General features: G+C 40.2%; 19 protein-coding genes. 4 read left to right on the top strand and 15 right to left on the bottom strand.

The window, feature by feature from the left end; all coding sequences use genetic code 11:
* Positions 1-8 precede the first annotated feature (8 nt).
* Positions 9-962 carry an ion transporter gene (locus JG479_RS13985; RefSeq protein WP_200219517.1) on the bottom strand — a complete coding sequence of 318 codons (954 nt, stop codon included), beginning with the start codon at positions 960-962 and terminating at the stop codon, positions 9-11.
* Positions 962-3631: a bifunctional acetate--CoA ligase family protein/GNAT family N-acetyltransferase gene (locus tag JG479_RS13980; protein WP_193225614.1), complete on the bottom strand. Its 2670-nt coding sequence runs from the start codon at positions 3629-3631 to the stop codon at positions 962-964. The genes JG479_RS13985 and JG479_RS13980 overlap by 1 nt, the downstream gene beginning before the upstream one ends.
* 114 nt (positions 3632-3745) lie before the next feature.
* On the opposite strand from JG479_RS13980, the gene JG479_RS13975 reads away from it, so the two are divergent.
* On the top strand, positions 3746-4462 hold the full coding sequence (locus JG479_RS13975; protein ID WP_002962579.1) for an SIMPL domain-containing protein: 717 nt from the start codon (positions 3746-3748) through the stop codon (positions 4460-4462).
* A gap of 8 nt (positions 4463-4470) precedes the next feature.
* The gene (locus JG479_RS13970) at positions 4471-4914 is read left to right on the top strand and encodes a hypothetical protein (protein WP_002962578.1); all 444 of its coding nucleotides are present in this window, start codon (positions 4471-4473) and stop codon (positions 4912-4914) included.
* On the opposite strand, the gene JG479_RS13965 is transcribed toward JG479_RS13970, so the two are convergent.
* The 8 genes from JG479_RS13965 to JG479_RS13930 form a co-directional block, all read right to left on the bottom strand.
* Positions 4897-5565 (bottom strand): hypothetical protein, encoded by a 669-nt coding sequence (locus tag JG479_RS13965; protein ID WP_138489661.1) that lies wholly within the window; start codon positions 5563-5565, stop codon positions 4897-4899. The two genes, JG479_RS13970 and JG479_RS13965, sit on opposite strands and share 18 nt — an antisense overlap.
* A gap of 90 nt (positions 5566-5655) precedes the next feature.
* Positions 5656-7491: a DUF885 domain-containing protein gene (locus JG479_RS13960; RefSeq protein ID WP_200219516.1), complete on the bottom strand. Its 1836-nt coding sequence runs from the start codon at positions 7489-7491 to the stop codon at positions 5656-5658.
* A 79-nt stretch (positions 7492-7570) separates the two neighbouring features.
* Positions 7571-8707 (bottom strand): radical SAM family heme chaperone HemW, encoded by a 1137-nt coding sequence (gene hemW, locus JG479_RS13955; protein WP_002962575.1) that lies wholly within the window; start codon positions 8705-8707, stop codon positions 7571-7573.
* The gene (locus tag JG479_RS13950; RefSeq protein WP_002962573.1) at positions 8704-9303 is read right to left on the bottom strand and encodes an XTP/dITP diphosphatase; all 600 of its coding nucleotides are present in this window, start codon (positions 9301-9303) and stop codon (positions 8704-8706) included. The genes hemW and JG479_RS13950 overlap by 4 nt, the downstream gene beginning before the upstream one ends.
* A 4-nt stretch (positions 9304-9307) precedes the next feature.
* On the bottom strand, positions 9308-9751 hold the full coding sequence (locus JG479_RS13945; RefSeq protein ID WP_149603225.1) for a DUF4426 domain-containing protein: 444 nt from the start codon (positions 9749-9751) through the stop codon (positions 9308-9310).
* Between the two features lie 60 nt (positions 9752-9811).
* A complete protein-coding gene (locus JG479_RS13940; protein ID WP_200219515.1) occupies positions 9812-10345 on the bottom strand; it encodes a YggT family protein in 534 nt (177 codons plus the stop codon).
* A 26-nt stretch (positions 10346-10371) separates the two neighbouring features.
* Entirely contained in the window at positions 10372-11193 is an 822-nt protein-coding gene (proC, locus tag JG479_RS13935; protein WP_002962567.1) for a pyrroline-5-carboxylate reductase, read from the bottom strand.
* Positions 11194-11210: 17 nt separating this feature from the next.
* A complete protein-coding gene (locus JG479_RS13930; RefSeq protein WP_002962566.1) occupies positions 11211-11924 on the bottom strand; it encodes a YggS family pyridoxal phosphate-dependent enzyme in 714 nt (237 codons plus the stop codon).
* A 2-nt stretch (positions 11925-11926) separates the two neighbouring features.
* On the opposite strand from JG479_RS13930, the gene JG479_RS13925 reads away from it, so the two are divergent.
* Both JG479_RS13925 and JG479_RS13920 read left to right on the top strand, forming a co-directional pair.
* Positions 11927-12967: a type IV pilus twitching motility protein PilT gene (locus JG479_RS13925; RefSeq protein WP_039488318.1), complete on the top strand. Its 1041-nt coding sequence runs from the start codon at positions 11927-11929 to the stop codon at positions 12965-12967.
* Positions 12968-12976: 9 nt separating this feature from the next.
* Positions 12977-14113: a PilT/PilU family type 4a pilus ATPase gene (locus JG479_RS13920; RefSeq protein ID WP_024596219.1), complete on the top strand. Its 1137-nt coding sequence runs from the start codon at positions 12977-12979 to the stop codon at positions 14111-14113.
* Positions 14114-14188: 75 nt separating this feature from the next.
* Here JG479_RS13920 and ruvX read toward each other — a convergent pair whose 3' ends face one another.
* From ruvX to JG479_RS13895, 5 genes are all read right to left on the bottom strand, one after another.
* Positions 14189-14638, bottom strand: a complete 450-nt coding sequence (ruvX, locus tag JG479_RS13915) for a Holliday junction resolvase RuvX (protein WP_002961947.1) — start codon at positions 14636-14638, stop codon at positions 14189-14191.
* Between the two features lie 37 nt (positions 14639-14675).
* Positions 14676-15233, bottom strand: coding sequence for a YqgE/AlgH family protein (locus JG479_RS13910; protein ID WP_002961948.1), 558 nt, complete (start codon positions 15231-15233; stop codon positions 14676-14678).
* A 115-nt stretch (positions 15234-15348) separates the two neighbouring features.
* Positions 15349-16299: a glutathione synthase gene (gene gshB / locus JG479_RS13905; protein ID WP_138489656.1), complete on the bottom strand. Its 951-nt coding sequence runs from the start codon at positions 16297-16299 to the stop codon at positions 15349-15351.
* A gap of 54 nt (positions 16300-16353) precedes the next feature.
* Positions 16354-17088, bottom strand: a complete 735-nt coding sequence (gene rsmE, locus JG479_RS13900) for a 16S rRNA (uracil(1498)-N(3))-methyltransferase (protein ID WP_002961950.1) — start codon at positions 17086-17088, stop codon at positions 16354-16356.
* Positions 17089-17157: 69 nt separating this feature from the next.
* Positions 17158-17658, bottom strand: a complete 501-nt coding sequence (locus JG479_RS13895) for a hypothetical protein (protein ID WP_002961951.1) — start codon at positions 17656-17658, stop codon at positions 17158-17160.
* Position 17659 lies beyond the last annotated feature (1 nt).

Raw genomic sequence — 17659 nt, 5'->3', positions numbered from 1 at the left:
GTACTTATTTAAGGCCTTTTACCGCAGTGTCTGCAAAACAAATGGCTGTTATGCTCATTTAACTGCGTTTTAATGGCCTTGTTAGCTTCTAGTTTACTCAAGCCTAGCTTATGGCGTAGCTCTTCTAGGTGTACTTGTTGGGTGTCATTAAGTGTGCCATCTTGAATTGACTCGTGCACAGCGTCTTCAAAAAACTGACGCCGTTTACGTATCTGTTCTGAAAAACTAGATGCCAGTAATCCGGTAGGAATAGCGACCATACCCATGCTCAGTAGTGTGATAACGCCACCGAAAAACTTACCCAATGGCGTTATAGGTACTACATCGCCATAACCAACGGTCGTTAGTGTTGCCATTGCCCACCACATAGCCGCAGGAATAGAGCCAAATTTATCGGGTTGTATATCGTGCTCAATTAAATAAATTCCGCATGAAGCTAAAATAAGCACAACGGCCATTATAAAAAAAGCAGCCATTAATGAACTACCTTCATCGTTAAAGGCTTTTAAAAGTAGCTGCATGGCGCGTGAGTAGCGAGTGAGTTTAAATACTCTTAATAATCTGAGTATGCGTAAAAAACGTAAATCGAGAGGAAATAAAAACATCATTAAGCTTGGCAAAATCGCTATTAAGTCGATTAACGCCAGTGGTGATAAAAAATACTTTAATCTGCGTTTATTGTTCGAGCCTTCCATTGCTACATAGTGTGTTTTATCTACACAGGCCCAAAGTCTGGCTAAGTATTCAATAGCAAAAATAGCGACCGATACAATTTCTAAAACTAAGAATTCGTTGTAATACTGCTCTGCCACACTTGGGATTGACTCAATAACAATGGCTACAACGTTAATCATTATTAAGCTAATGAGTGCAATATCAAGAATATGCCCTGAACGTTGATATTGACCTGTACCTTCAAACAGGCAAGCCATTTTTTGGCGTAACGTTTGCGGTTCATTCATTATTTAAGTTTAAGTACCATGTTAATACTGCCTTCTTCAAAGTCGCGACTAATTTTAAAACCTAACTTACGGGCAAGCTCAATCATCCCTGTATTCTCTGGTAAGGTTATGCCTTCAATCGATTCCACACCTTGACGTTTACAGTGGTTAATTGCTGCACTCATTAGTATGCGACCAAGCCCTAAGCCTTGGCAGTCTGAGCGAACTACAATAGCAAACTCAGCATGTAGGTTATCGGGATCCATAATGACGCGAGACACACCCAGTGTACGGGTTTTACCTTCAAAGCGTTGGCACACAATAAACGCCATTTCACGGTCGTAATCAATTTGGGTCATTTTAGCGAGTTGATCGTGGTTAAACTGTGGTAGTTCGCCAAAAAAGCGTTTATATCTGTCTTCTTTATTAAGTGACTCGTCAAATGCTTTATGGGCTTGTTCATCTTCTGGTTTTATAGGCCTAAGCGTAGCTTGGGTGTTGTTTTTAAGTGTTACCACTTCAACAAGTTCAATAGGGTAGGGACGAATAGATAAGCGCTTACGATTGCTCTGAGCTTGATAGCGGTTAAGTGTCATAGTGGCATCGAGCACTAAAAACTGCCCATTGCTGGCAAGTATAGGATTTAGTTCCATTGAGCTTATATCGGGTTGATCAATAACTAACTGAGAAATACGCGTTAGCAGTGCACATAAACGATACTTATCAACTTTTTCGGGGAGTATGCGCTCCTTTAATACGCCTTTGTCGTGCGCTGCAGCAATTAAATACTTTGCCAAGTTCATATTTAGTGGAGGCAGAGCAACGGCGGCTTGTGCATATTCAAGGCCGGTGCCTGCTTCACCTAATAATATAACTGGGCCAAAATTAGGCTCGGTTTTAATTGCAATTCGCAGCTCATTTGCGCCTGCTCGCGGCGCCATTTTTTGTAATGAAAACCCTTCAATAACAGCATCCGGATAAGTGTTTTTAATACGGATAAGCATTGCAAAAGCGGTTTGTTCAACTTCGTTGGCGTCGTTTAAATTAAGCACCACACCACCTACTTCAGACTTTGAGGCAATACTTGGACTAATCAGTTTTAATGCGACTGGAAAACCAAGCTCTATGGCTTGCTCTTTGGCTTCTGTTGGGGTGTAAGCGACCTCAGTTTGAATGCATTTAATACCATAGTGGTTCAATACTTGGCTTGCCTGATGAGTAGGTAAGTAGCTTTGTCCATCATCTAAAAACTCATTAATAAGGGTTCTAGCTGCCACCTTATTTATTTTAGCGTCATCAGTGTTCGACTCGGGTGTTTGCGTTAAATGCTTTTGGTTACGACGATACGTTACCAAGTGCATAAACGCGCCTACAGCCCCTTCGGGCGTACGATAAGTGGGTATTGCGTTGTTTGAGCACACTTTTCTGGCAGCGTAAGATGCGTCTTCACCCATAAAATTAGTTATAACGTAAGGGCGTGCCATTTTAGGTAATGTTTGTAAGGTTTCTACAATAATGTTGGCGTAGTCTTCGCTGGGCGCAAGCGCTGAGGGAGTATGGATAATCAGTAAGTTTTTAACTTCTTTTGCGTGCAGTAAAATTTCTAATGCTTGCTTATAACGCGCAGGTGCAGAGTCGCCAAAAATATCCACAGGGTTTGAGGTGGTTTCTGATTGCGGAATGACTTTATTTAGCGCATTTCGGGTTTCAATGCTTAGTTCTGCTAATTTACCGGAGTTTTGAATAAGTTCATCAACGGCCATAACACCCGGGCCACCACCATTAGTTAAAATTGTCAGTTGTTCTACTTTTAATAATTTTGGATGCATGGCGAGTGTTTGTGTCGCTGCAAATAGCTCTCGTAAATCATTTACACGCAGCATACCCGCTCGTTGAAATAACGCATCGTAAACAGCATCAGAGCTTTGCTTTCCGCCGGTGTGAATTTCGGCTGCAAGTGCGCCCGCAGTTGTTTTACCTGTTTTAATCGCAATTACAGGCTTACTAAAGGCGGCGGCCCTTGCTGCTGATATAAAGCCACGAATATCTTCAATGTTATCTATGTAGAGTAAAATAGCTTTGGTTTTAGCATCACGACCTAAAAAGTCGAGTAGTTCATTAAAGTTTATATCAAGGCAATCGCCTACTGATACAAAATATGAAAAGCCAATTTCTTTGTTTTTAGCCCAATCTAAAATGGTTGAGCATACTGCTGCTGATTGCGATACAAATGCAATTTTACCTGGGCTTGCCACGGTATGTGAAAAGCTCGCATTTAAACCAATATGAGGGATCAGCAAGCCTAAGCAATTGGGTCCAAGCAAAGTAACTTGTTTGGCTTGAGCGCATGCTTTAAGCGCGCTTTTTTGCTCCCCAGACAGCCCATCGGCAATAACAATAGCGGTTTTACAGCCAAGCTCTCCAAGCTGCTCAATAATATCAATTAAGGTATTTTTGTTAGTACAAATAACAGCAAGGTCGGGTACTTTTGGTAAGTCAGCAATAGAGGGGTAAGCAAGTACGCCATGTACTGCGCTATGGCTTGGAGTAACGGGCATTATCGGCCCTTTAAAACCGCCTTGAAGTAAGTTGCGCATAACCACAAAACCAGCCCGAGTTGATATGTTAGAGGCGCCAATAACGGCCACTGAGCTTGGGTTAAAAAATTGGGTTATACGCTTAAGGCTCATGGTTTTTCCTAGGCTGATTAAATTTTGCGTTATTTATAGTCTCAATGTACCCTGTTTACTGTGTTATTTCGAGCGTCTCGATGCTTATTATTGATATCAATCAAGGAGATTATTGTGAATAAAACCCCCGGTTTTTACATTGTTATAGCGGCTATTTGTTTAAGTATAGGCTTAATTAGCTTAGGGTTTATTTTAAAAAGTACCGCTTTGAGTGTGAAAGGGATGGAACGTACTGTGCAGGTTAAGGGATTGGCCGAGCGAGAAGTAATAGCCGATACGGTAATTTGGCCTCTGCAATTTAGTGATGCCGACAATAACCTTGAAAAATTAGTAAGCCGGGTTGAGAAAAAAAATGATGCGGTAACTGCTTTTTTAAAACTCCATGGTTTTGACGACGATGAAATAACAATAGGTAGCCAGTCAGTTATTGATAAGCAAGCACGTGAATACAGTAATGAAAATCAACAGTTTAGATACATAGTGCGCTCAAATATTATTGTTTATTCTGCTGCGCCAGATAAAGTGCAAAACGCGCTGAGTAAAGTAAGCCAGCTTGCTAAACAAGATATCGCAATAGTGCAAGATAGCTACGAAACAAAAGTTGAATACATCTTTACTGGCCTCAATGATGTAAAGCCTGCGATGGTGCAAGAAGCAACTGAAAAAGCGCGTGAAGTCGCTAATAAATTTGCTAAAGACTCTAATTCAAAATTAGGCAAAATAAAAACAGCTCGCCAAGGGCAATTTAGTATCAGTAATCGAGATTCAAACACACCGCAAATAAAAAATATAAGAGTGGTAACCAGTGTTGAATATTATTTAAATGACTAGGAAATAATATGTCAGAGTCTAAATATGGTCAGTTTGTACTGGCGCCCCGTTCGTATTTTTTCACTGCTATAGCGAGCGTAGTATTTGCGTTTATAGGCTTTAGTTATAATGCATGGCGGATGGAGGCAAGTGAAGATAACAACAATACACGCATTGCTAGCTTTCAAATCTTACAAGAACTAGCCGAGCTTGAGCTTATTGTATTTGCGGCACATTACGATAATAACAAAATAGATGGCAGCCCCAGAAAAGGCTGGGTTAAAGTTAACCTAATTCATGACTTAAGCTACTTAGCCGTTGATGAAGTACATTTAAAAACAAAAGACTTACAAAAGGTCTGGCAAACAAATTGGCCAAATATGGTTGATCACCAAAGTGCTGCGCAATCTATTACACATGCCATAGACAGTGTGCGTACAGAAGTTGTGAGTGAATTAAAGCGCCTTGATTAAGTGAGCAACTTGCGCCGTTGAGCGTTGCAAGTAAGCGGCGCTCAGTAAAATTGTGGTCTCGTTAACTTTTTGCCCTTTTATTACGTTGGCAAGCTGTTGTTTAGCGTTAGGATTTTGTTTTTGCTCTATTTCCATTAATGCTAACAAAGCTGAAAATTCATGCTTTACCGGTGTGCTAGGTTTATTTGCATAGGCTATGTAGCAGGCCACCGGTGTTAAGCCATGAGAGTTGGGCTGCGCCAGCGCTTTAGCTAACTCATCATTTGATTCAAACAGCATCAAAGAGCGCACATAGTTAAATGGCAGCTTTGTCGCATCGGCATGCTTAAACACATTGTGCAGTACGTTATTTCCTTGTGTATCTTGTACTAAAAAGCCTTTATTTACTTTCAGCGCAGGGGTAAAAAAGCTCAATGCGTCAATATTAGTGAGTTGATTGATAAATGGAGTAGGCGCTGTGTTAGAGCTTAATATCCGCGTTGCTATGTTTTGCATAAAGTCATACTTAACACTCAACCGTTGGGCGCTGTCATATAAATGGTTAAGCTGCAAAGTTTGCTGAGCAGGGCTTAACTGCTTAAAGTCGTTATCGAGCTCATTTAACTGTTGCTTTGAAATACGCGCATTAAGTAGTTGTATGCTTAAATCCATTATTATTTCCAAAAATCTTTTTTACTACTATAAAACAAAAAAGGCCGCAAATGCGACCTTTCATATTTAAAGCAATTGTTTAAATTGGTTTTAAGCTTTTTTGCTTGCTACCCATTCATTAACAAAGTTCTCTAGTACATTTAGTGGTACAGGACCATTTTTAAGTACTACGTCGTGGAACTGGCGAATATCAAACTTATCACCAAGTTGCTTTTTAGCATCTTCACGAAGTTCTAAAATCTTAAGCATACCCACTTTATAAGCCGTTGCTTGTGAAGGCATTACAATGTGACGCTCAACCATTTTAACACCGTCAGATGTTGCATTAGGCGTGTTATTTACGTAGTAATCAATACCTTCTTGGCGAGTCCACTTCATCGCGTGAATACCCGTATCAACCACTAGACGACATGCGCGCCATAGCTCCATTGAAAGACGACCAAAATCTGAGTAAGGGTCTGAGTACATGCCCATTTCTTTAGGAATGAACTCTGAGTATAAACCCCAACCTTCAATATACGCTGTGTAACCACCAAATTTACGGAACTTAGGAACGCCTTCTAGCTCTTGCGAGATAGCGATTTGCATGTGGTGACCCGGAATACCTTCGTGGTAAGCAAGTGCTTCCATTTGATATGTTGGCATAGCTTCCATGTCATAAAGGTTAGCGTAGTAAATGCCTGGGCGTGAACCATCTGGAGCTGGCTGTTGGTAAAATGCTTTGCCCGCTGCTTTTTCACGGAATGCTTCAACTGCTTTTACTTTTAAATCAGCTTTTGGTTTAACAATGAATAACTCATCTAAGCGTGTTTTCATTGTATCAATAAGTCCAGTGGCTTCATCAAGGTAGCGTTGCTTACCTTGTGCATCATTAGGGTAGTAAAATTGTTTGTCAGTTTTCATAAACTGCATAAACGCTTTTAAGTCGCCTTTAAAGCCTACTTTATCTTTAATTTCACGCATTTCATCATGAATACGTGTCACTTCAGATAAACCAATTGCATGAATTTCTTTAGCCGTTAAATCTGTTGTTGTAGTGCGCTTAAGTGCGTTGTTATAAAACGCTTCGCCATCTGGTAATTTCCATGCGCCATCGCGATCATCAGCACGTTTCTCAAGCTGCGCTAGGTAATTAATTAGCTTAGAGTAAGATGGTTTAACAGCTGATTTTAATGCATCTGATGCATCGCTGATTAACGAGTCTTTTTCGCCTTGGCCAATTTCAAGCGCTGTTACTTTGCGTTTAAAGTCAGCAAGCAATGTAGAATCATCGCCTTTTTCAAACGGTGCACCGTGAATAATGTTTTTACTTGAATCAATAACATGCGGGAACACAAATTTAGGGGCGATAATGCCTTTTTCTGCACGTACATTTAAATCAGTAATAAGCTGATCAATAACACCAGTTACACCATTTAGGCGTGAAATGTAGTCTTTAGCTTCTTTTACATTACTAATTGAGTGCTGATTAATTAAAAACGCAGGGATCATAGAATGCGTACCAAACATTTGGTTCACAGGGTAATTATGGTAGCGCCATTTAAAGTCAGCAATTGAGCTTTCAAGATCCTGTTTTTTTAAGTCGTAGCTAACTTTTGTTGCATCATCTAATAAATCACGATTAATTGCTTTTAATGCAACTAGGTCAGCTTTTGTTTGTGCTAAATCTTTGAGCTTTCTTTCTTCGCTGCCATCGTCCCATTTATCGTAATCTTGCTTAATCCCCATGTATGTTTGATATACAGGGCTGCTCATTACATCGCGGTTAAATGTATCTTCAAAAAATGCATTGGCTTTGTCTATTTCACTTTGTTGTGATTGAACTGCTTGTGCAATAGGGGCTGAAGTAGATTGTTGTGTTGTTTGCTGGCAACCAGCAAGTAGTGCAACGCTTACTGCGGCCGCAATAAAAGTGAGTTTACGCATTGTTTTCCCTTTTGTTGTTAGAAACCCATTAGGGTGATTTATATTTATTAGTTTTATATTGTTGTGCAGTGCCTTAGCGCTACACAAACAATTCTAGCAGGTCATTTAAAAAGCGATGACCTTTTAAGGTTACCTGCCAATGGCTGTCTGTTTGAGTCAATAAACCTTTATTTATTGCTTGGTTTAATGCACTTTGCTGACTTTGCAGCGGCAGTGTTGTTAGTTTATTAAAGTCATTAATTGGGCAAGGCTCAACAAGGCGAAAGCGATTCATAAAAAATTCAAATGCTAAATCGTCTTGCTCTACATGCCAGCTTTTATACATATACGGTTTAATTAAATCCATATAGCCGCGTGGGTGTTTAACCTTTTCAGTACGCGTAATAAGCCCTGTATTTGCATCAGTAACCTTACCATGTGCGCCGCAACCAATACCGAGATAATCGCCAAAACGCCAATAATTTAAGTTATGTTGGCATTGATAGCCTGGTTTTGCATAGCCCGATATTTCGTATTGCACGTAACCTGCTTGCGCGAGTAACTCAACCCCTTGTTCTTGAATGTCCCACAGTGTTTCATCTTGTGGCAAGGTAGGGGGCTTTGAAGCAAACTGAGTATTGGGTTCAATAGTTAATTGATACCAAGATATATGCGGTGGATCGAGCGCTATTATTTGTTTTAAATCACTCAGAGCATCATCAAGTGTTTGCCCAGGTAAGCCATGCATTAAATCAAGATTAAAGCTATTTAAACCGGCTTCTTTAGCTTGTTGCGCGGCATAGTTTGCCTCGTCGCTGCCATGAATCCGACCAAGTGCTTTTAACTTGTCATTTTGCATGCTTTGCACACCGATAGAAATACGGTTAATGCCTGCTTTTACGTAATCTTTAAAGCGACCTGTTTCTACTGTACCAGGGTTGGCTTCAAGGGTTATTTCGCAGTGTTCTTCAAGCCCAATTAGGTTGTCGACTTCATTTAATAAACGGGTATAAGCTGCACCAGTTAATAAGCTTGGCGTGCCGCCACCAATAAAAATGCTGTGAATTTTACGCCCTTGCACTAAGTGCAAATCTGCTTTTAAGTCATCAATTAAGTGTTGAACATATTCAGCTTCAGGTATTTCACCTTTTTGTCCGTGGCTATTAAAATCGCAGTACGGGCATTTTTGCACGCACCAAGGCACATGCACATATAAGCTCAGTGGTGGAAGGTTCACAGGCCGCCTTTTTGCTGTAGTTCTAGTAATAACTTTTGCAGCGCTTGTCCGCGATGACTCACTGCATTTTTTTGCTCTTTTGTAAGCTCAGCACTCGTACAATTTTTCTCTGCTACAAAAAACACAGGATCGTAACCAAATCCACCGTTGCCATTTTGAGTGAGCGTAATTTCGCCCTCCCAGCTTGCACTGCAAATAAGCGGAGTAGGGTCGTCTGCGTGGCGCATTAACACCAGTACACACCAAAAGCGTGCACTGCGAATAGGGTTATCACCTAAATCTACGAGTAACTTATCAATGTTATCTTGATCGCTGGCACCTGGGCCTGCAAAGCGGGCTGAGTAAACACCGGGTGCGCCATTTAGGCCATCAACTTCTAAACCTGAGTCATCGGCAATAGCTGGCATGCCGGTAATTTTAGCGGCATGGCGCGCTTTAATAATGGCATTTTCAACAAAGGTAGTGCCGGTTTCGGCAACTTCACCTACGTTAAAATCGCTCTGTGGAACTACATTAATATTCAAAGAGCTTAGCATGTTAGCGAGCTCTTTTACTTTGCCAGGATTACCTGTAGCAAGTACTAAAGTTTTGGTCATGTTATTAATCTACGTAAAATTTTTGCTGAAACTGTAATTTTTGAAATTGATTATTTTGTTGTATCTCAATCTCAAAGCGTAAAATCTCTTCGTTGGTGTAATCAACTTGGGCAAGGTAATAAATTGACTCACCTTCTTTTACTTCTTTAAAAGTAAGCGTTTGTTTGTTGCCAAGTAGGTTTTTAGCTGTGCCTGTAAGCTTTGCCGTTTGTGCTGTTTTATCGGCATCATTTTTTAATATAGAAATGTTTACAACCCCTTTGTAGCCACTGCGCTCAAGGTTGTACGCTTTTGCTATTTTTGGCTGAATAAAAGTAGAAGGAAAGGCGATGTAATGGACTTGCCAAGGGCCAAGCTCTTTGTATTGTGCGCCTTGCATTTCTTCGCTTTGCGCGTTAAATGCAAATGCTAAACAAGCAATAAAACAAAACTCAATTAAACGGTTCATTATGTATTCCTCAAAACATATAAAAAAGAGGCCTTTGGGCCTCTAATTAAAAAATCCATATTAGACTAAAAAATCCATAAGCAGCATTTGCAAAAACTGAATACCAATAATAAGCACTAAAACTGATAAATCTAAGCCACCCATTGATGGCAATATTTTACGAATTGGTTTTAGCATTGGTTCAGTAAGCTGGTGGAAAACCGCTTCTATAGGGTTATAGCCTTGGCTAACCCAACTTAAAATAGCGCGAATAATAAGTACCCAAAATACTAAATTAAGGCCTTCTTTTAGTACCGTTATAAGTGATTGGATAAGCACAGGCTGTATTGCCCACGCATTATATATAACAAGCATTAAAGTACTAATTTTGGCTACAGCCACTATAAATGCCAGCAACAGAGATGCTAAATCAAGTCCGCCAAACCCCGGAATGATTTTACGCAGTGGTTTTACCGCAAACGACGTGGCTTTAACCACAAACTGGCTCATTGGATTGTAAAAGTCGGCTTTTGCCCACTGCAGCCAAAAGCGCAGTAATACCACCATTAAAAACAAATCAAACAGGGTACTGATTAAAAATTGCATGGCATTCATAGTGTAACCTTCAATAAAAAGTGGTTTTAAAGTTCTTTTTCCATTTGCTCTGCACGCGCAATACACGCATCCATTGCATCGCCAACGGTTTTAGTTAAGCCTTCATCTTTTAAGTGCTCAACAGCTGCGTGAGTAGTGCCGCCTTTAGATGTTACGTTTGAACGTAGTTGCGAAATACTAATATCAGGCTGGCTAAGTGCCATTTCGGCGGCGCCAAGGGCTGTTTGTTGTACCAGGCGACGAGCGTCTTCATCGTTAAAGCCCAGCGCTTTAGCTTTTTCTTCTATGGCTTCCATAAATAAGAAAAAGTAAGCAGGTGATGAGCCGGTTACAGCAATAATATCGTTAATTTGTGACTCTTTTTCCACCCATACAACAATGCCCGTGCATTCAAAAACTTGTTGTACAAATTCGTGTTCGCTTTGTGTTTCGCCCGCGCCATATAAACCTGATACACCACGGCCTAATAAAGACGGTGTATTTGGCATACAACGTACCATTTTAACGTCTTGACCTAGCATTTCACGTAAACGTTTTACAGTTAAGCCCGCAGCAACAGAAATAAACAGTTTATCGCTAAAGTCTACGCCTGACTCTTGAAACGATTTACATAAATCGCCCATCATTTGTGGTTTAACAGACAAAACAATTACATCAGCATCGCGCAGGGCTTCGTTATTGTCACTGGTGGTTTGCACCTTGAAATCAAATGCTACCTTTTCAAGCTTTTCCTGGTTGCGGTTAGTCGCAATTATGTTACTTGCGTTAAAGCCGTTTTTTACCATGCCACCAATAATGGCGTAGCTCATATTACCTGTGCCTATAAATGCGATTTTTTTATCTGACATAAATCTGTTATCACCTTTTAAGTTCGTGTTCCAAAAATGTCTGTGCCGATCCTTACCATGGTTGAGCCTGCGCTAATGGCAGCTTCAACATCGTTACTCATACCCATCGACAAAGTATCTACTTGAGGATATTGGGTCTTTAGTTTATCAAAGCAAGTTTGTAATTGCTCAAAAGATTGAATTTGCGTATCCAGTTTGTCGCTTTTAGCGGGAATTGCCATTAAACCTCGAAGTGTTAAGTGCTCACATTGGTTAATATAATCGGCAAGTTCATCTATTTCATCGCGGCGGCAACCGGACTTTGCTTCCTCATTACTTATATTTACTTGAATAAGTATATTAAGAGGTGGTTTATCGTCTGGGCGCTGTGAATCTAATCGCTTTGCTATTTTTATGCGATCAACACTTTGCACCCAATCAAAGTTAGCAGCTACTAATGCACTTTTATTTGATTGAATAGGGCCAATGAAATGCCAAATGATGTCGCTATATGACTGTAGTTGAGCTATTTTATCTATAGCCTCTTGAACATAAGATTCACCAAATTCGCGCTGACCATGCTCATAAGCTGCAATAATATCTTCGCTTGGTTTAGTTTTAGACACTGCTAGTAGAGTAACTTCGTTAGTGTTTCGCTGTGTGTTTTTTGCCGCGTCTGCAATTCTAGCGTAGGCGGATGTGAGTCGTTCTGCTATTGTAACCATATATTTATCAGTTAGTTGTGGAGTCATAAATGGATATTACCGAATTATTAGCGTTTAGTGTGCAACACAAAGCATCCGATTTACATTTATCGTCGGGTGTTTCACCTATGATACGCGTAGACGGTGATGTTCGCCGCATTAATATACCAGCCCTTGCAGACAAAGACGTAAACAGTCTGGTTTACGATATTATGAACGATAATCAACGCAAGGACTACGAACAAAATCTCGAAGTGGATTTTTCGTTTGAAGTGCCTAATTTAGCACGTTTTCGTGTGAATGCATTTAACTCTAATCGCGGGCCCGCTGCGGTATTTCGTACTATACCAAGTGAAGTGTTAACGCTTGATGATTTAGGCGCGCCAGATATTTTTAAAACAATCTCTGATACCCCACGTGGACTCGTGTTAGTAACAGGCCCAACGGGTTCTGGTAAATCAACAACACTTGCCGCTATGGTCGATTATATAAATCAAAATAAACATCACCATATTCTAACAATAGAAGATCCAATCGAGTTTGTTCACGATAATAAATTAAGTTTAATTAACCAACGTGAAGTTCACCGCGATACACATAGCTTTTCAAACGCGCTACGTAGTGCATTGCGAGAAGACCCTGATGTAATACTTGTGGGTGAGTTACGTGATTTAGAAACAATTCGTCTTGCAATGACTGCTGCCGAAACGGGTCACTTAGTGTTTGGCACGCTACATACAACATCTGCACCAAAAACTATTGACCGTATTATTGATGTATTCCCAGGTGAAGAAAAAGCTATGGTGCGCTCAATGTTATCTGAATCTTTACGTGCGGTAATTTCACAAACACTGCTTAAAAAAATTGGTGGTGGGCGAGTTGCAGCACACGAAATTATGATTGCAGTCCCTGCTATTCGTAACTTAATTCGTGAAGATAAAATTGCACAAATGTATTCGTCTATTCAAACCGGTGCGTCTGTGGGCATGCAAACAATGGATCAGTGTTTAACTAATTTAGTTAATCACGGTATTGTTACAAATGCGGCAGCGAAAGAAAAAGCGCAAGACAAAACACAATTTGGTGGGTAAGAAATTATTATGGCTTTATCTTTAAACGACTTTTTACTCATAATGATTGAGAAAAAGGGTTCTGACCTATTTGTATCGAGTCAGTTACCTGTAAGTGCAAAAATAAACGGTGAACTAACAGCTCTCAGTGACGATAGACTGACTGATGAGCAATCGCTTGAGTTAGTAGAATCTGCAATGAGCGAAAAGCAAAAAGCAGAGTTTCATACAACGAAAGAATGTAACTTTGCGATTGCTACCGACGAAGGGCGTTTTCGTATTTCTGCTTTTTGGCAGCGCGATAGAGCAGGTATGGTTATTCGTCGTATTGTGACGCAAATTCCTGATGTAAGTGATTTAGGTCTGCCATCTACGCTGACAGATGTAATTATGTCTAAACGCGGTCTTGTCTTATTTGTAGGTGGTACAGGTACGGGTAAATCGACCTCACTAGCTGCACTTATTGGTTATCGAAACCGTAATCAACGAGGTCATATACTGACGATTGAAGATCCGATTGAGTTCGTTCATGAGCATCGTAAAAGTATTATTACTCAGCGCGAAGTAGGGCTTGATACAGAAAGCTTTGAGTCGGCACTTAAAAGCTCATTACGCCAAGCTCCAGATGTTATTTTGATTGGTGAAATTCGATCGCAAGAAACCATGGAATACGCCCTAAGCTTTGCTGAAACCGGGCACCTATGTGTTGCGACACTACATGCTAATAATGCGAACCAAGCGATTGACCGTATTATGCATTTAGTACCAAAAGAAAAACACGATAAGCTTAAGTACGACTTAGCACTTAACTTACGCGCCATTGTTGCTCAGCAACTAGTGCCGACTGCTGATGGTGAAAGCCGTGTTGCAGCTATTGAAATATTGCTTAACTCACCAATGGTCGCTGAGCTGATTAAAAATGGTGATATTGGCGGAATTAAAGAGGCAATGGCTAAGTCGAAAGAAATGGGCATGCAAACCTTTGACCAAGCGTTATTTGAGTTGTACAGACAGCAGCGAATTAACTACGCTGATGCACTGCACCATGCTGACTCGCCAAATGATTTACGCTTAATGATAAAACTGCGCAATAACGAACAACAAGGTGCGGGCTTTTTACAGGGCGTTACTATTGATGGCCTTGATGATAAAAATAGCGATCAATAATTTAAAAAGTAATTAATGAAAAAGCGCCAATTGGCGCTTTTTTTATTTGTATAAAGGGTTGTTTATATAGCCAGCTTATTCACCGTAACTAGACTCAAAAAAGCTTTCTAAAATAATAACCGCAGACATATTATCTACGTTACCTTTACCTAAGTTTTTATAGCCGCCACTTTCAAAAAGTCGCGCTTTAGCATCCGCTGTTGTTAAACGCTCATCCTGTGTTTGCACAGGAATGCCATAATGATTATGCAATCTGTTGGCAAACTTTTTTGCTTTAAAGGTAACCTCTTGTGATGTTCCATCCATATTCAGTGGTAAACCAACAACCATTAAGTCAGGCTGCCACTCGGCTACTTGTACGGCGATATGGTCCCAATTAGGAATGCCATCTTGTGCTTTTACAGCCTTAAGGCTAGACGCACTGCCGGTTAACTCTTGCCCAATAGCAATACCAATACTTTTGGTGCCAAAGTCAAAGCCCATTACAGTGCGTTCGCCTTGCGGCTTAAGCGATTTTTTTGTCATGTGTATCTTGTTTAAGTTTGCTAAGGGTTAGTTACTATTATGCGTGACCAGCTTCAGGGCTAAGTTGGCTAATATCAAAGCCCAACATTGAAACTGCTTTTTCCCATCGTTTTTCAACGGGGGTATCAAAAATGATCTTCGGATCGGCTTCTATGATCAACCAGCTGTTATCAAGTAACTCTTGTTCGAGTTGTCCTTGCTCCCACCCTGAATAACCAAGTGTAATAATAAACTGCTCTGGTGCTTGTGCAGTGGTTAAGTTTGCTAAAACGTCTTTTGAGGTAGTGATCATAATATCGCTACTGAGTTTCTGACTTGCTGAATAACCCGATTGGGGAGAGTGCAGTACAAAACCACGGTCAGTTTTAACGGGCCCACCTGCAAACACACTTACTTTTGCTGCGTTTTGCGTTTTGTCGTTATCAATTTCTATTTTATCTAAAAGTTCGCCAACAGTAACATCAATAGGTTGGTTTATTACCAAACCCATAGCCCCATCTTCATTGTGCTCACAAATATAGGTAACAGCACGTTTAAAAAAAGGGTCTTGCATTGACGGCATCGCGATTAAAAAATGATTTTCTAATGACTGCATAGATTTCACCCTTTTTAGTTAATGAACTTTGAGTATGGCATAGTTATTTAAATTGACATAAAAAGCCCATTAATTGCATGAAAGGCTTAAACTAATGGGCTTTTTATTGTGGTAATTACTTACCTAATTTACGCTCAATCGCATCAAATAAAATACCTGTGATAGAAATATCATAAGCAGCTTCAATTTCGCGTACGCACGTTGGTGCAGTTACGTTAATTTCAGTTAATTTATCGCCAATAATATCTAAACCTACAAATATTAAGCCTTTTTCTTTGAGCGTTGGTGCAACAGCTTGCGCTATTTTTAAATCTGATTCGCTAAGTGGACGAGCTTCGCCTCGACCGCCTGCAGCCAAATTACCGCGTGTTTCACCATTTTGCGGTATACGCGCTAAACAATATGGAATAACTTCGCCATCAACTACTAGTACGCGCTTATCGCCTTGTTTGATCTCTGGAATGTAATTTTGCACCATTGCGAAGCGGCTGCCGTGCTCGGTTAACGTTTCACAAATTACACCAATGTTGGCATCGTCTTCTCTAATGCGAAAAATAGATGCGCCACCCATGCCATCAAGCGGTTTTAAAATAATGTCTTTATGCTGTGCTAAAAATTCACGAATTTGTTTTTGGCTACGTGTAACAAGTGTGTCTGGCGTATGTTCGCTAAACCATGCTGTAAATAGCTTTTCGTTAGCATCGCGAAGGCTTTGTGGCTTGTTAATTATTAACGTACCTTCTTGTTCAGCCCGCTCTAAAATATACGTCGCGTAAATGTATTCAGTATCAAAAGGAGGGTCTTTACGCATTAAAATTACGTCAAGATCGGCAAGGGCTATAGTGGTTTTTTCTTCAAGCTCATACCATTTTTCTGTATTATTAAACACTTGCGCTTTAGACGCTGTAGCGTACGACTTGCCTTTACGAAGAGATAAATCGTCCATCTCCATATAATAAATTTCGTAGCCACGTTCTTGCGCTTGCATCATCATTGCAAAACCGGTGTCTTTTTTGATGTTAAATCCACTAATAGGATCAGAAATAATACCTAACTTAATTGCCATGCGCTGTGCCTTACTATAAATGTTACTGTTTATATGAGGGTGCTTTTAGTTATTTCAATTAGCTAAATCGCCAAATTGAAGTTGTAATGCACTTAAGACCGTTAAAGCGGCTGTTTCCGTTCGTAAAACGCGCGGGCCTAAGCGAATATCTACAAATTCTAGTTGTTTGGTTAATGCCATTTCATCGTCGGTAAAGCCACCTTCGGGGCCTACTAAAAAGCGTACGCCATCTTTAGGTACCGTAATGGTTTTAATGCTGTGCTCAGCACGAGGGTGAAGAGTGAGCTTAATTGCATCGGTTTGTTGTGCAAGCCATTGTTTTAAATCTATAGGTGGGTGAATAATTGGCACAAAATTACGCCCTGACTGCTCAGCCGCGGCAATTGCAATTTTTTGCCATTGTTGGTGTTTTTTCTCAAGACGATCGCCCATTAGTTTCACGCCACAGCGCTGACTAAAAATAGGGGTGATTTCGGTAATACCTAGTTCAACTGACTTTTGAATTGTAAAATCCATCTTATCACCACGGGATACACACTGACCTAAATGAATTTTAAGTGGAGATTCTACATCGTGAGGGTTAAGTTCTAATGGCATTACGACGACTGTTTTTTTTGTTACCTCAATTATTTCACTAAGGTATTCGCCACCTTCGCCATTAAAAATAGATACATGCTCGCCTACTTTCATGCGCAGCACTCTGCCAATATGCCCTGCAGCATCGTCATCTAAAGTTACAGGGGTGTTTAGGGCAATACTCGATGTTTGATAAATATGAGGAACTCGCATAGGGCGTCACTTACTACATAGCGTAAAAATATATATTGCTATGGTAAGTAAGCTGGGGGCTGTGCGCAATTATTTATTTTTATTAAGTTGTTCGGCGAGATCTATTAAATCTTGTGGGGTGTGCGCTATATCGTGATGATTTTGCGAAGGTTCCGTTAACGTCTCATCGGTAACCCGGCTTAGTGTATAGCCTGTATCATCAAGATTTATTAAAAAGCGTTCTTTATGCAAGGAGTTATAAATAAAGCGCTGCTTATCACTTGCGAGTAAATAATCGGTGCTATTGAAAAGGACTCCGTGTAAATCGTGATGATCTTTTAAATAATTAATTAACTCAGAAACGCTTATTTCGTTTTCAAGATCGCAATAACTATAGTCTTTAATAAGCTCGTCAAACATCATTTTTACTAATTGGCGGGTATTACTCCCTGCAGCAATAAGTGTACTCGCTTTTGTTATGCCATTACTATTTACATAGTATTCGGCAAATGCGCGGCTAAATTCGTTGTCTATGTCAATTAACAAATAGTTCGTTATTTCAGGTGGCATAGAGCTAGGACCTTGTTGCATC

Origin of the sequence: Pseudoalteromonas sp. LC2018020214, from assembly GCF_016598755.1 — a bacterium.
GTDB classification, from domain to species: Bacteria; Pseudomonadota; Gammaproteobacteria; order Enterobacterales; family Alteromonadaceae; genus Pseudoalteromonas; species Pseudoalteromonas distincta.
The sequence above is the reverse complement of the archived record's forward strand: the minus strand, read 5'-3'. Positions and strand labels throughout refer to the sequence as shown.